The sequence below is a fragment of the Streptomyces sp. NPDC104371 genome (assembly GCF_055583785.1).
This window is the reverse complement of the sequence record NZ_JBVJNF010000006.1, coordinates 486,458-500,216: the sequence shown is the minus strand read 5'-3', so window position 1 is coordinate 500,216 and position 13,759 is coordinate 486,458. Positions and strand designations below refer to the sequence as shown.

Genomic DNA, 13,759 nt, shown 5'->3' with positions numbered 1-13,759 from the left:
TCTCCCCGTCACATCCGGACATCGAGCGCCCGCTTCACGATTCCCTGCAGTTCCTCGCTGACCTGCCCGCTCGTCAACACCTTGTAGAGGAGCGCCGCGAAGGCCACTGCCGCGATAATGCCGACGGCGTACTCCGATGTGACCATGCCCGCGTCCCCGCGCACGGCCGCCCGTACCCGCCCTGTCAACGCCCGCATCCGGGCTCGTACTCGTTCTGATTTGCTCATCTCAACCCCCGTGCAGTTCTCGTCCTGTCGACCTGACCGATCTGTTCGCTCCGCTGGAACCGATCGGTCCGTCCGGCGCCTCCCGGCCACCGGGCTCATCCGATCCGTCGTCGTTCACCGCGTACCGCGCGCGGTCATCCGCCACCTCCTTTCAGAAGCCCTCCCGCGAGTCCGATCACGACGGGGAGCACCCCGACCGCGATGAAGGCGGGCAGGAAGCACAGCCCCACCGGCGCGGTGACCATGACGCCCGCCCGGCGCGCCCGTGCCGTCGCCGCGCGCCCCCACTCCGCACGGGCCTGTGTCGCGAGGCGCCCGACGGGCACGGCCGCCGGTACGCCGGAGTCACCCGCCCGTTCCAGGAGCCGTGCCAGCGCTCCGGCGCCGGGGAGGGCGGCCAGCCGCCGCCAGGCATCGGCCGGGTCGCCGCCGAGCCGTACCTCGGCCGCCCCGCGGGCCAGTCGTTCGCCGACCGGGCCGCCCAGCGCCTCGCCCACCGCCTGGGCGGCCGACACGGGGCTCGCGCCCGCGGTGATGCACGCCGCCAGCAGATCCGCGGCCAGCGGAAGCCGACGGGCCACTTCGGCGGGGTCGTAGTCCCGCGTGAGACGGTCGCGTTCCTCCCGGGCTCGCCACCGCTTCACACCGATTCCGGTGATCGCCCCGGCGACCAGTCCGCCCACGCCCCCGATCAGCGCCCACCCGCCGCACAGCGCCCCCACGACCGGCAACCACCGCCGAACGGCGTTCCGCACTTCGTTCCGCCGCACACCGTCGGGCACCGGGCCCGCCCGCGCCCGCGCACCGCGTCGAGCGAAGGACATCCAGGGAATTCCCGAACTGCCGTCCTCACACGTGCCGTTCTGTGCCAGCGCCGCATCCAGCCGACGCCGCACTCTGCGCTCACGTCCTGCCGTGACGAGCAGCCACGCCGCCCAGCACAGCGCGGACGCTCCCCAGACCACTTCCCACCTGTGGACGGTCTCGGCGCTCATGCCGCCTCCGCTCCTCGCACGATCCGCAGCGCCCACCACAGCCCCACGCCCTCCAGCACGCCGCCGAGCACGAGGCAGGCCAGACCCGCGCCCGTGTGCAGCAGTACGTGCAGTGGGCGGGCGCCGAGCCCGGTGCCGAGCAGCAGGCCGAGGATCGGCAGGCCCGCGAGCAGCACCGCCGTCGAACGGGCCCCCGCCAACTGGGCCTGTAGATCGGCTCGTTGATCTCGCTCGGCTCGCAGCGCCGCCTCCAGCCGGTCGAGCCCGGAGGCCAGGCCCGCGCCACGGTCCACGGCCACTCGCCAGCACGCGGCAAGTCCCGACAATCCGTCGGCGCCCGGCTGCTGTGCCGCTCGGGCGAGTGCGCCCGGCACATCCCCGCCGAACCGCGCTGCCGCCAGCACCGTCGCCTGGGCCTCGCCGAGGCCACCACCGTCGCGGGCCACGCGCAACAGCGCCTCTCCGGGTTGGCACCCCGCGCGCACCTCCCCGGCGAGCGCCCCGCACAGCGCGATCACCGCCTCGCCGCGCCGGTCGCGCGCCAGGCGTGCCTCCCGCGCGAGCCGCACCCGGCGCAGCAGCGGCACACCACCGGCTCCGGCCAGCAGGGGCAGGACGGACGCACCGAGCACCGCGATCACCGCGCCCACGGCGACCGACCACCACTCGGCCCGCAGCCTCCGCACGCGTGCGCGGCCCCCTGCCCAGGGCGGGGAACCGCCCCCTGGCGCCTCGCCACCGCCCGTGACCAGCAGCCGGGCTCGCCGCCCCGTGGTACTCGAGGCGCTCATCACCCACGCCGCCGTACCGGCACACACCAGCCCCGCACCCACCGACAGCTGTCCGACCTCCGTCACGGCGCCCCACTCCCCTCTCTCCCACCTCGCAGCAGCTCCCGCAGCCGCTCCCAGCCCCGCTCGCGGGTGAACGCCGTGGCGCCCCACCGCAGCGCGGGCACGGTCACCACCAGGCCCGACGTGTCCCGTTCCAGCACATGGACCTCCGCGATCCGGCGCCGCCCGTTCCGGTCGCGCACCAGGTGGAGAACCACCGACAGCGCAGCCGCCAATTGGCTGTGCAGCGCGGCACGGTCCAGGCCCGCCGCCGTCCCGAGCGCCTCCAGCCGGGCCGGCACCTGCGCCGCCGCGTTCGCGTGGAGCGTGCCGCAGCCGCCCTCGTGCCCGGTGTTCAGGGCGGCGAGCAGGGACACCACCTCGGGGCCGCGTACCTCGCCGACGACCAGCCGATCGGGTCTCATCCGCAACGCCTGCCGCACCAAGTCCTCGAGCTGGACGAGCCCCACGCCCTCCTGGTTCGCGGGCCGTCCTTCCAGACGCACCACATGGGGATGGTCGGGCCGCAGCTCCGCCGAGTCCTCTGCCAGCACGATCCGTTCGGACGGCGGCACCATGCCCAGCAGCGCGCTCAGGAGCGTGGTCTTCCCCGAACCGGTCCCGCCACTGATCACATAGGAGAGCCGAGAAGTGATCAGCGCCCGCAGCACCCGGTCCCCACCCGGCGGCACCGTCCCCGCCGTGACCAGTTCGTCAAGGGTGAACGCCCTTGGCCGTACGACCCGCAGGGACAGACAGGTCGAGCCGACCGCGACGGGTGGCAGAACCGCATGGAGCCGGGTGCCGTCCGGCAGTCGGGCATCGACCCAGGGTCTGGCGTCGTCGAGCCGCCGCCCCGCAATGGCCGCCAGGCGTTGCGCGAGACGGCGTACGGCCGACGCGTCGGGAAAGGACACCGGTGTCAGCTCCAGCCCACCGCCCCGGTCCACCCATACCCGATCCGGGGCCGCCACCAGGACGTCGGTCACGGCCGGATCGGCGAGCAGGGGGTCCAACGGGCCGCTGCCGACCAACTCGGAGCGCAACTGGTGGGCAGCGCCCAGCACTTCCGCGTCCCCGAGCACCTTTCCCTGCGCCCGCAGGGCCTGTGCCACATGCGCGGGAGTCGGCTCGGCCCCGCTCTCGGCCAGCCACTGCCGCACGCCGTCCAACAGCCGTGCGCGTTCACCGAATTCGGTCGCGCCCTCACGGCTCTCTCCCGTCCGCGCGCCCAACCTCGCGTCAGCGCCCGCGCCCACCGGCTCAGCCCAGCCCGTACTCATGCGTCCGTCCCCCGCCCCGCCGACGCCCGCTCCCAGAAGGCCGAGCAGAACCGGGCGAGCGGCCCCCGCGCCGCTCCGCCGGGCGGCACCGAGCCGTCCGGCGGCGGTGTCTCGTACGGCACTTCGCCGACCAGGGACAGTCCCAGCAGCCGCGCCACCTCACGGTCGTCGAGGCCGGGCGCGTACGGCCCTCGTACCGCGATCCGCAGATCGGCCAGGACCATGCCGACGGCCGTCGCCACCCGCCGGGCGGCGGCGATCGCGCGCAGTTCGGCAGGGACCACCAACACCCCGACATCCACTTGGACAAGGACTTCCGCCACGCCCTCGTCGACGCGGCGCGGAAGGTCGACGACGACCGCGCCACCACGCCGCCGGCCCGCGGCGAGGACCGCACGAACCGCCTGCGGCGGGACGGCGACCGTGTCGCCGCGGTCCCAGCTCAGTACCCGCAGTGCGTGCAGCTTGGGCAGGGACTCCTCCAGGGCGCCTCCGCCGACCCGGCCGCGGGAGGCGGCGAACGCCGGCCAGCGCAGTCCTTCGGCGGTCTCTCCTCCGAGGAGCACATCGAGCCCGCCGCCCAGGGGGTCGGCGTCCACGAGCAGCGTGCGCGTCCCCTCTCGTGCCGAGGTGACGGCCAGGGCGCAGGCCAGTGTGGACGCGCCGGCTCCGCCGCGGCCTCCCATGACGCCCACGGTGAGCGCGGGCCTGCCCACGCCCTCGGCCACGTCGGCGATGCGGTCGACAAGCCATTGCTCGCCGTCCGGCAGCAGCAGGACATGGTCGGCGCCGATCTCCACGGCCCGCCGCCAGACATCGGAATCGTCCTGATCCCGCCCGACCAGCACCACTCCGCGTCTGCGCACGGCCCCGCGTACGCGGCGCACCGCATCGTCGCCGACGATGACAAGCGGCGCGGCCTCCCAACTGCCCCGGGGCCGGGGCACCCCGGGATGGACCTCCGGTCTGGCGCCCGCCGCCGCGCACAAGCGCAGCAGGTCGTCGAGGAGTTCGGCGTCCTCGGTGACGATCAGCGGCCCGCTCCGCCCTTCGGCGACGGCCGCCCCGTCCTGTGTGATGGCTCCCGCCACGATCTCCAGCCCCCTTCGCTGCGTCTTCCGCCCGGCGCGCGGAGCCCTTGCGGCCCCGCGCTTCCCGCTCGTGCGGAGAACCGGCAACCGGCCTCCATATGAACGGCCGATACGAACCGGCCATACGCGCTCGACAAACCGAACCGGCCATCAACTCGCAGTCGGTGGGAGCGCGCTGGAATCACGGTGCAGCGATCCCGGAAATCATGTGGATCTTGGTCGAAAACTGTGGACTGCTGAGTGGTTGTGAATATCGCTGTCACCCATAACGGTGAGCCCTCGACGACTTCCACAGAGCAGCGCGGCAGCTACGTACCGTGACGGATCTTGGGAGTGAGCGATCATCGCGCGGAGAGCCGCTGCGAAGCTCCGGGACGGACCGAGCAGAGGCGAAAACCCACCCGGACATGCGACGACCCCCGCCGGGGGGGAGAGCGGGGGTCGTCCCCACGGCCGACTCGGGGGGGGAGGAGTCGGACCGGGTTAGCACGGTCGCGAACGATCCGTGACTTCCATGGTGTACCCGAGAGCCTTCTCAGGCAAACCCACACGCCTCACCTTACGCCGAATGGTGGGCGCCTATGCTCGGAGCCGTGGAAAACCACTCCTTGCCCCGGACAGCGGCCTTCTTTGATCTGGACAAGACGGTCATTGCGAAGTCGAGCGCACTCACCTTCAGCAAGTCCTTCTACCAAGGCGGACTGATCAACCGCAGAGCCGCCTTGCGTACCGCATACACCCAGTTCGTGTTCCTGGCGGGCGGCGCCGACCACGACCAGATGGAACGGATGCGCGAGTATCTGTCCGCGCTGTGCCGCGGTTGGAACGTCCGACAGGTCAAAGAGATCGTCGCCGAGACGCTTCACGACCTGATCGACCCCATCATCTACGACGAGGCCGCCTCCCTCATCGAGGGCCACCACACCGCCGGACGCGACGTCGTGATCGTGTCCACATCAGGCGCCGAGGTGGTCGAACCGATCGGTCATCTGCTCGGCGCCGACCGGGTGGTGGCCACCCGGCTGGCCGTGGGCGACGACGGCTGCTTCACAGGCGAGGTGGAGTACTACGCGTACGGACCGACGAAGGCGGAGGCGGTCAGGGAACTCGCCGAGTCCGAGGGGTACGACCTCTCACGCTGCTACGCCTACAGCGACTCGATGACCGACCTGCCGATGCTGGAGTCCGTCGGCCACCCGCACGCGGTGAACCCGGACCGGGCGCTGCGCCGTGAGGCACTCGCGCGTGAGTGGCCGATTCTGGACTTCCATCGACCGGTCCCGCTCAAGCAGCGGCTGTCCGTACGGCCGCGCCCCGCGCTCGTCGCAGCGGCCGCGATAGGCGCGGCAGCGGCGACAGCAGGACTGGTCTGGTACGCGAACCGACGACGGACACCAGCCGTGTGAACCCACGCGGGCGCCCGCGAGCTCACATCACGCGCCCGGTTCGTACCTCTTTGAGTAGGAAAGTAAAGAAGCACATCCAGGACTTCCACTCGCTCCGGCCCTGGAGTACAAAGGACTTAAGGCCCGCGAGACCAAAGGAAGCCATCCGAAAGGATCACCTTTATAACGCAACTGGCCCCACGGACCGAAGCATGAACACTGGGCACCCACGCGACGTCGACCCGTCGATTACGGGCCAGCCGCACCAGGACACGGGCAGAGGTACCCGACCTGATGGGCAACACATCGAGGACGCTTGGTAACCCGATGGACATGCCAGCGGCGGTACGAGATCTCGTACCGCCGCAACTCTGCGACAAGGGGCCCGCACCGGGCCCTTCCTCATGACCAGGTGCCGCCCAGGGACTACGCCGCGCCGCGCTGGAGCGCCTCGCAGACCGCGGTGGACTCGCGGGCGCCCAGCTCGACCGCCTTCGCACAATGGGCGATCCACACCGCCATGCCCTCCGGGGTGCCGGACGCATAGCCGTCGAGCGCCGCCGCATAGGCCGCGCGCCCCAGTTCCGCGTGTCCGACCTCCGCCGAACAGACCGCCTTCGGGTCGAGACCGCTCCCTACGAGGACGATGCGCTGGGCGGCCCGCGCGACCAAGCCGTTGTGGGATGTGAAGGGACGCAGGGCGAGGAGTTCGCCGTGCACGACAGCCGCGGTGACGAGGGCGGGGGCCGAACCACCCGCGACGATCAACTCGGACAGTCCATCGAGGCGACCCGACACCTCGGCCGCGCCGGGCAACGGCAGTTCCACGAGCGGCTCGTCGACGAGCTCGCCGTCCTGCCGCGGGCGCCCCACTCCGAGGCCGGAGTCCGCAGCCGCCACCAAGTGCAGCCGCGCCAGCACCCGAAGGGGCGACTGCCGCCAGATGGACAGCAGTTGCCCGGCCTCCGCGGTCAGCCTGAGAGCCGCGCCGACTGTACGGGCCTCGTCCTCACCGCTGAAGTCCGTGCGCCGACGCACCTCCTCCAGAGCCCAGTCAGCCCCGGACAGCGCCGCCGAACCGCGCGCACCGCGCAGCGCCGCCTCGGAGGTGATCTCGTTGCTGCGGCGCCGCATGATCCGGTGTCCGTAGACCCGGTCCACGGCCTTGCGTACGGACTCCACGGACTCGGCCACACCGGGCAGCGTCCCCAGGGCCGCAAGCGGATCGGTCGCACCTGTCGAACTCATGAGTACGACCCTACGCACCCTCACATCCCTTCCTTCGAAGGAGTGGTCTTCTTCACGCCCGGCTACCACGCACAGCCATCACGCGGCTACGCTTTGTGAACATGAAAATTGCTTTCGTCGGGAAGGGCGGCAGCGGCAAGACCACCCTGTCCTCCCTGTTCATCCGCCATCTCGCCGCCGTCGGAGCACCCGTCGTCGCAGTCGATGCCGACATCAACCAGCACCTCGGGGCCGCGCTCGGGCTGGACGAGGAGAAGGCCAGAGCGCTGCCCGCCATGGGGGAGCGACTGCCACTGATCAAGGAGTACCTGCGCGGCTCGAACCCGCGGATCGCCTCCGCGGAAACGATGATCAAGACCACCCCGCCCGGCGCGGGCTCACGGCTGCTGCGCGTACGGGAAGACAACCCGGTGTACGACGCCTGCGCGCATCCGGTGCGACTCGACGAGGCCGGCGTCCGGTTGATGGTGACCGGCCCCTTCACCGACGCCGATCTGGGGGTGGCCTGCTACCACTCCAAGACGGGAGCGGTGGAGCTGTGTCTGAACCACCTGGTGGACAGCCGTGACGAGTACGTCGTGGTCGACATGACGGCGGGTTCGGACTCCTTCGCCTCCGGCATGTTCACCCGCTTCGACATCACCTTCCTCGTCGCCGAGCCGACCCGGAAGGGGGTCTCCGTCTACCGCCAGTACAAGGAGTACGCCCGCGACTTCGGGGTCGTCCTGAAGGTCGTCGGCAACAAGGTGCAGGGCCAGGACGACATCGACTTCCTCCAGGCGGAGGTCGGTGACGATCTCCTCGTCACGATCGGGCACTCGGACTGGGTGCGTTCCATGGAGAAGGGCCACCCGCCCCGGTTCGAACTCCTCGAGGACGCCAACCGCCGCTCGCTGCGCGTTCTCCAGATGGCCACGGACGCCACGTACGAACTGCGCGACTGGGAACGCTACACACGCCAGATGGTTCACTTCCACCTGAAGAACGCGGCGAGTTGGGGCAATGAGCGCACCGGTGCCGACCTGGCGGCACAGGTCGACCCTGAGTTCGTCCTCGGCGAGGGCCTGACCGCTGCGGCGTGAGTGCCCTGCGGAATGTGTCGGGGGCTCCTGGGCCTTGGCCCCCGACCGGTCAACCATGAAGCGGCATTCCATGGTCTGCCGCTTGTAGGGATGTTCGGGGAAGGGTGCGCGCCGCATCGACGGACTCCGTAGTCCTTCCCCTCCTCCCCACCCCTGCGCCTGTCCCCCTGGGTCGGGCCCGGCTACCCACACCGGCAGCACCCGAAGCCGCGAAAGCCGAGGCCGGGGGCCGCCTCCACGAAGCTCTTCCGCCCGTCAGGCCGAGCGGCCCCGAGCCTCCGGGTCCTGCGGGACCGCCGCCCTCCGCACGCCGCCTCTGAGCGGCTCATCCCGGCGAGCAGCCGGCAGTCGCGGTGGTGCAGGTCGCAGCCAGAGCAATGCCCGCGACGGTTCGGTGTCGCGGGCGGCTTCCCTCGAATTGCCTTCTTCGGCAGGGGCCGCTGCCCTGCCAGGCGCTCCGCGGCGTCATACGGACCCCGGCCGCCCTCGACACACAGTCCGGTCCAGGGAATCTGAGCCGTCAGCATGTCTTGTATGACAAGCAGATGAAATGACTCGTTCACCCCTCCGGGTGACTCATTGCCCTATTCACTCTGATCTTCGATACGCTTCCTTTACCTTGCATTGCGACCCATTTACCCAGTGTTGGAATATCCCGCCGCTGAGCGTCGGGACCCACCGCCGCGCCCCGACCCCGGCCCCTCAGGCCCGGGGGCCACCTGTTCCGCGACCGCGCCGCACCGGAGAAGAGGGAACATGTCCGCCTGCGTCCCCGCCCGCGCCGCCGACTCGACTCGGACGAAGCGCCTTCATCCACCCCACAGTCCACCGCCGACCCCGCCCCGCCGCTTTCGCATCGCGGGCGCCGATCTGTCGGCCTCTCTCGCGGTCTTCCTGATCGCCCTCCCCCTGTCCCTCGGTATCGCCCTCGCCACCGGTGCCCCGCTCCAGGCCGGTCTGGTCGCCGCAGCCGTCGGAGGACTTGTCGCAGGTCGGCTCGGCGGCTCCCCGCTTCAGGTCAGCGGCCCCGCCGCCGGACTCACCGTGGTCACCGCCGATCTCATCCAGCGCTACGGATGGCGTACGACCTGCGCCGTCACCGTTCTCGCCGGTCTCGCCCAACTCGGCCTCGGCTGCCTGCGCGTGGCGCGTACGGCGCTTGCCGTCAGCCCCGCGATCGTGCACGGCATGCTCGCCGGTATCGGCGTGACCATCGCCATGGCCCAGCTCCATATCGTGCTCGGGGGCACCCCACAGAGCGCGGTCCTCGACAACCTCCGAGCACTGCCCGCGCAGTTGGCGCGCCTGCATCCGGCCGCCCTGTCCGTGAGCGCGCTGACCCTGGCCGTCCTGCTCGTCTGGCCGCGGCTTCCCGGGCGGCCGGGGCGCCTCCTGCGCAAGGTCCCGGCCGCGCTCGTCGCCGTCGCCGCGGCCACCACGACCGCCTCCGTCACCGGGCTCAGCCTGCCCAGGGTCGATCTTCCGTCCTGGCGCAGCCATGCGACGGCCGGGCTTCCCGAAGGACCCGTGCTCGGTATCGCCGCCGCTGTCCTCACCATCACGCTGGTGTGCAGCGTGCAGTCGCTCCTCGGCGCCGTCGCCGTGGACAAGCTGGCGGCCGGGCGCGATCCGCATCTCGGTCGCTCCGACCTCGACCGCGAGCTGCTCGGACAGGGTGCCGCGAACGTCGTCTCGGGCTCGCTCGGCGGGCTGCCGGTCGCGGGCGTCGCCGTCCGGAGTTCGGCGAACGTGCGGTCCGGCGCCATCAGCCGGAACTCCACGATGCTGCACGGCGTTTGGGTAGTAGTGGCCGCGCTGCTGATGGTGCCGCTGCTCGAGCTGATCCCCCTCGCCTCGCTCGCCGCGCTGGTGATGGCCGTCGGCATCCAGATGGTGTCCCTGCACCACATCCGCACGGTCACTCGCCACCGAGAAGTGCTGGTGTACGCCGTCACCGGCCTCGGCGTCGTCTTCCTGGGCGTGCTGCAAGGAGTGGCCTTGGGCGTCGGCATGGCCGTGGCTGTCGCCCTGCACCGCCTCGCCCATACCCGCATCACCCATGAGGAGAAGGCGGGAGTCCACCACGTACGCGTACGAGGGCAGTTGACGTTCCTCGCGGTACCTCGGCTGAGCCGAGCACTGCATCTGGTGCCCGCGGGGGCGAACGCCGTGGTGGAGCTGGACGGATCGTTCATGGACCACGCGGCGTACGAGTCCCTCCAGGACTGGCAGAAGACGCATCGCGCGCGGGGCGGCACCGTCGACCTCACCGGCCGCGCCGGAACCCATGTCGCGGGCCCAGAGGCTCCCACGCTCACGGAAGACGCGGAGACCGCCGAGGAGACCGCGTGCCGGTGCGGGCCCTGGACCCCTTGGCGCAACCACCAGTGCGAGCGCCCGGCATTCGCGCAGGCCGACGGCCACCCGGACGAGCCGACGGAGGGTTCGCGAGCAAGCGGGCATCAACTCGCCCGTGGGATCAGCGCGTTCCAGCGGAACACCGCGCCGCTGGTGCGCCATGAGCTGGCTCGCCTCGCGCGCGAAGGGCAGCGGCCCTCACAGCTCTTCCTGACCTGCGCCGACTCAAGGCTCGTCACATCGATGATCACCTCCAGCGGTCCCGGCGATCTCTTCGTCGTCCGCAATGTCGGCAACCTGGTGCCGCTGCCCGGCATGGAGAGCGGGGACGACTCGGTGGCCGCAGCGATCGAGTACGCGGTGGACGTCTTGCTGGTGCGGTCCATCACGGTCTGCGGCCATTCCGGATGCGGGGCGATGCAGGCCCTGCTCGGCTCGGAACCGGGCGCCCCCCGGACCTCGCTCAGACGGTGGCTGCGGCATGGCCTGCCGAGCATGGAGCGCATGGCCGACGGGAGCAGACCCGCGGCCCGGATCGCCGGGCGGGCGTCGGCGGATGCGACCGAGCAACTGTGCTTGGTCAATGTGGTGCAGCAACTGGAGCATCTGCGAGCGCACGATGCCGTGGGCCGGGCCCTGAGCGAGTGCCGGCTCGAACTCCACGGGATGTACTTCCACGTGGGCGAGGCCCAGGCATATCTGCTCGCCGCCTCCGAGGAGGACGCGGTCTTCGACCGGGTGGGGGCGGCCGGGGAGCTGCGCAGCCCGGCATGACATCGCGGCAGTGCGCGGTACACACCAGGCGCCGCGCACCGCCGCTCCCGAAAGGGAACATCACCCGAGGAATGCCTCCCGTCGGAAGATCTTGAAATTGACCCTGGATCGCATCGCTTTGGGCTGATAAACATTTAGGGGCAATCCGGCGTGAGTCCGGCTCCGAGGCAAGACCTTGAAACGGCATTCCGGTGCGCACCCGCCTTCCCGAGAAGGCGCGAACAGCAGGGGATCCCTGTCACAGACCCTCAGGCACAAACGCGACAACCATCGCCCGAGATGAACCGGGGCGGCGGAGCATACGTGACCTGAAGGGGAATCTGTTCACCGACAGAACCCCCAACAGGTCTAAACCAATTTTCCGTCGACCCTTGTCACCGAGCCCCCAGGTCTGATGAGCTGTGGCCTGGGACACAACGGACACCCCGGGAAAGGGAGATGTCGTGAGCAACGAAAGCCTGGCCAATCTGCTCAAGGAAGAGCGCAGGTTCGCGCCGCCCGCCGACCTGGCCGCAGCCGCCAACGTCACGGCAGAGGCGTACGAACAGGCCAAGGCTGACAGGCTCGGCTTCTGGGCCGAGCAGGCCCGGCGGCTGACCTGGGCCAAGGCGCCGACCGAGACCCTGGACTGGTCGAACCCGCCGTTCGCCAAGTGGTTCAAGGACGGCACGCTCAACGTCGCCTACAACTGCGTCGACCGGCATGTCGAGGCGGGGAACGGCGAGCGCGTCGCCCTGCACTTCGAGGGCGAGCCGGGTGACAGCCGCGCCATCACCTACGCCGAGCTCAAGGACGAGGTCTCCAAGGCCGCGAACGCCCTGCTGGAGCTGGGGGTCCGCAAGGGCGACCGGGTCGCCGTCTATATGCCGATGATCCCCGAGACCGCGATCGCGATGCTGGCCTGCGCCCGCATCGGCGCCACCCACTCCGTCGTCTTCGGCGGCTTCTCGGCGGACGCGCTGGCCACCCGTATCCAGGACGCCGACGCCAAGGTCGTCATCACCTCGGACGGGGGCTACCGGCGCGGCAAGCCGTCCGCCCTCAAGCCGGCCGTCGACGACGCCATCGACCGGGTGGACAACGTCGAGCATGTGCTCGTCGTGCGTCGTACGGGCCAGGAGGTCGCCTGGTCCGAGGGCCGGGACGTGTGGTGGCACGAGATCACCGAGCGGCAGTCGGCCGAGCACACGCCCGAGGCGTTCGACGCCGAACACCCGCTGTTCATCCTGTACACGTCCGGTACGACGGGTAAGCCGAAGGGCATCCTCCACACCTCCGGCGGCTATCTCACGCAGGCGTCCTACACCCACCACGCCGTCTTCGACCTCAAGCCGGAGACGGACGTGTTCTGGTGTACGGCGGACGTCGGCTGGGTCACCGGGCACTCGTACATCGTGTACGGGCCGCTGGCCAACGGCGCGACCCAGGTCATGTACGAGGGCACGCCCGACACGCCGCACCAGGGCCGCTTCTGGGAGATCGTGCAGAAGTACGGGGTGACGATCCTGTACACGGCGCCCACGGCCATCCGTACGTTCATGAAGTGGGGCGACGACATCCCCGCCAAGTTCGACCTGTCGTCGCTGCGGGTGCTGGGGTCCGTCGGTGAGCCGATCAACCCCGAGGCCTGGATGTGGTACCGCAAGCACATCGGCGCGGACCGTACGCCGATCGTGGACACGTGGTGGCAGACCGAGACCGGCACGATGATGATCTCGCCGCTGCCCGGCGTGACCGAGACCAAGCCGGGGTCGGCCCAGCGACCGCTGCCGGGCATCTCCGCCACGGTGGTCGACGACGAGGGCAACGAGGTGGCGAACGGAGGCGGCGGCTATCTCGTGCTCACCGAGCCGTGGCCGTCGATGCTGCGCACCATCTGGGGAGACGACCAGCGGTACCTCGACACGTACTGGTCCCGGTTCGAGGGCAAGTACTTCGCCGGGGACGGTGCGAAGAAGGACGACGACGGGGACATCTGGCTCCTCGGACGCGTCGACGACGTGATGCTCGTGTCCGGACACAACATCTCGACGACGGAGGTCGAGTCGGCCCTGGTGTCGCATCCGGCGGTCGCCGAGGCGGCGGTCGTGGGCGCGGCGGACGAGACGACGGGCCAGGCGATCGTGGCGTTCGTGATCCTGCGGGGTTCTGCGACCGAGGACGACAATCTCACCAATGACCTGCGCAACCACGTCGGTGCGACGCTCGGGCCGATCGCCAAGCCGAAGCGGATCCTGCCGGTGACGGAGCTGCCCAAGACGCGTTCCGGGAAGATCATGCGGCGCCTGCTGCGGGATGTCGCCGAGAACCGCCAGCTCGGGGATGTCACGACGCTGATCGACCCGGACGTCCTACGGCACCTCTCTTCCGGATTTGGAGAACAGAAAGCTCGGTGACGCGGACGTACTGGTTTCACGGATGCAGATAGCGTACGTCGCATCGCTGACGGTATGAAGAACCGCTCCGCGAGCAGCGACGAGGAC

10 protein-coding genes are annotated in these 13,759 nt (G+C 70.5%); 4 read left to right on the top strand and 6 right to left on the bottom strand.

What is annotated here, in order from left to right:
• Positions 1-8 precede the first annotated feature (8 nt).
• The 5 genes from ACZ60T_RS21705 to ssd form a co-directional block, all read right to left on the bottom strand.
• Positions 9-227 carry a DUF4244 domain-containing protein gene (locus ACZ60T_RS21705; protein ID WP_469667345.1) on the bottom strand — a complete coding sequence of 73 codons (219 nt, stop codon included), beginning with the start codon at positions 225-227 and terminating at the stop codon, positions 9-11.
• 134 nt (positions 228-361) lie between these two features.
• Positions 362-1,222, bottom strand: a complete 861-nt coding sequence (locus tag ACZ60T_RS21700) for a type II secretion system F family protein (RefSeq protein ID WP_469667344.1) — start codon at positions 1,220-1,222, stop codon at positions 362-364.
• Complete coding sequence (locus ACZ60T_RS21695; protein WP_469667343.1) at positions 1,219-2,013, bottom strand: type II secretion system F family protein; 795 nt, start codon at positions 2,011-2,013, stop codon at positions 1,219-1,221. Before ACZ60T_RS21695 ends, ACZ60T_RS21700 begins: the two co-directional genes overlap by 4 nt.
• A gap of 62 nt (positions 2,014-2,075) precedes the next feature.
• Positions 2,076-3,338: a TadA family conjugal transfer-associated ATPase gene (locus ACZ60T_RS21690; protein WP_469667342.1), complete on the bottom strand. Its 1,263-nt coding sequence runs from the start codon at positions 3,336-3,338 to the stop codon at positions 2,076-2,078.
• Positions 3,335-4,429 carry a septum site-determining protein Ssd gene (gene ssd, locus ACZ60T_RS21685; RefSeq protein WP_469667341.1) on the bottom strand — a complete coding sequence of 365 codons (1,095 nt, stop codon included), beginning with the start codon at positions 4,427-4,429 and terminating at the stop codon, positions 3,335-3,337. The genes ACZ60T_RS21690 and ssd overlap by 4 nt, the downstream gene beginning before the upstream one ends.
• 581 nt (positions 4,430-5,010) lie before the next feature.
• Here ssd and ACZ60T_RS21680 point away from each other — a divergent pair.
• The gene (locus ACZ60T_RS21680) at positions 5,011-5,835 is read left to right on the top strand and encodes an HAD family hydrolase (protein WP_469667339.1); all 825 of its coding nucleotides are present in this window, start codon (positions 5,011-5,013) and stop codon (positions 5,833-5,835) included.
• A 405-nt stretch (positions 5,836-6,240) separates the two neighbouring features.
• On the opposite strand, the gene ACZ60T_RS21675 is transcribed toward ACZ60T_RS21680, so the two are convergent.
• Positions 6,241-7,062, bottom strand: a complete 822-nt coding sequence (locus ACZ60T_RS21675) for a Fic family protein (RefSeq protein WP_469667338.1) — start codon at positions 7,060-7,062, stop codon at positions 6,241-6,243.
• 101 nt (positions 7,063-7,163) lie between these two features.
• On the opposite strand from ACZ60T_RS21675, the gene ACZ60T_RS21670 reads away from it, so the two are divergent.
• The 3 genes from ACZ60T_RS21670 (at position 7,164) to acs (ending at position 13,672) form a co-directional block, all read left to right on the top strand.
• Complete coding sequence (locus ACZ60T_RS21670; RefSeq protein ID WP_365631539.1) at positions 7,164-8,144, top strand: ATP-binding protein; 981 nt, start codon at positions 7,164-7,166, stop codon at positions 8,142-8,144.
• A gap of 756 nt (positions 8,145-8,900) precedes the next feature.
• Complete coding sequence (locus ACZ60T_RS21665; RefSeq protein ID WP_469667337.1) at positions 8,901-11,276, top strand: bifunctional SulP family inorganic anion transporter/carbonic anhydrase; 2,376 nt, start codon at positions 8,901-8,903, stop codon at positions 11,274-11,276.
• A gap of 401 nt (positions 11,277-11,677) precedes the next feature.
• Entirely contained in the window at positions 11,678-13,672 is a 1,995-nt protein-coding gene (gene acs, locus ACZ60T_RS21660) for an acetate--CoA ligase (RefSeq protein ID WP_469667335.1), read from the top strand.
• Positions 13,673-13,759 lie beyond the last annotated feature (87 nt).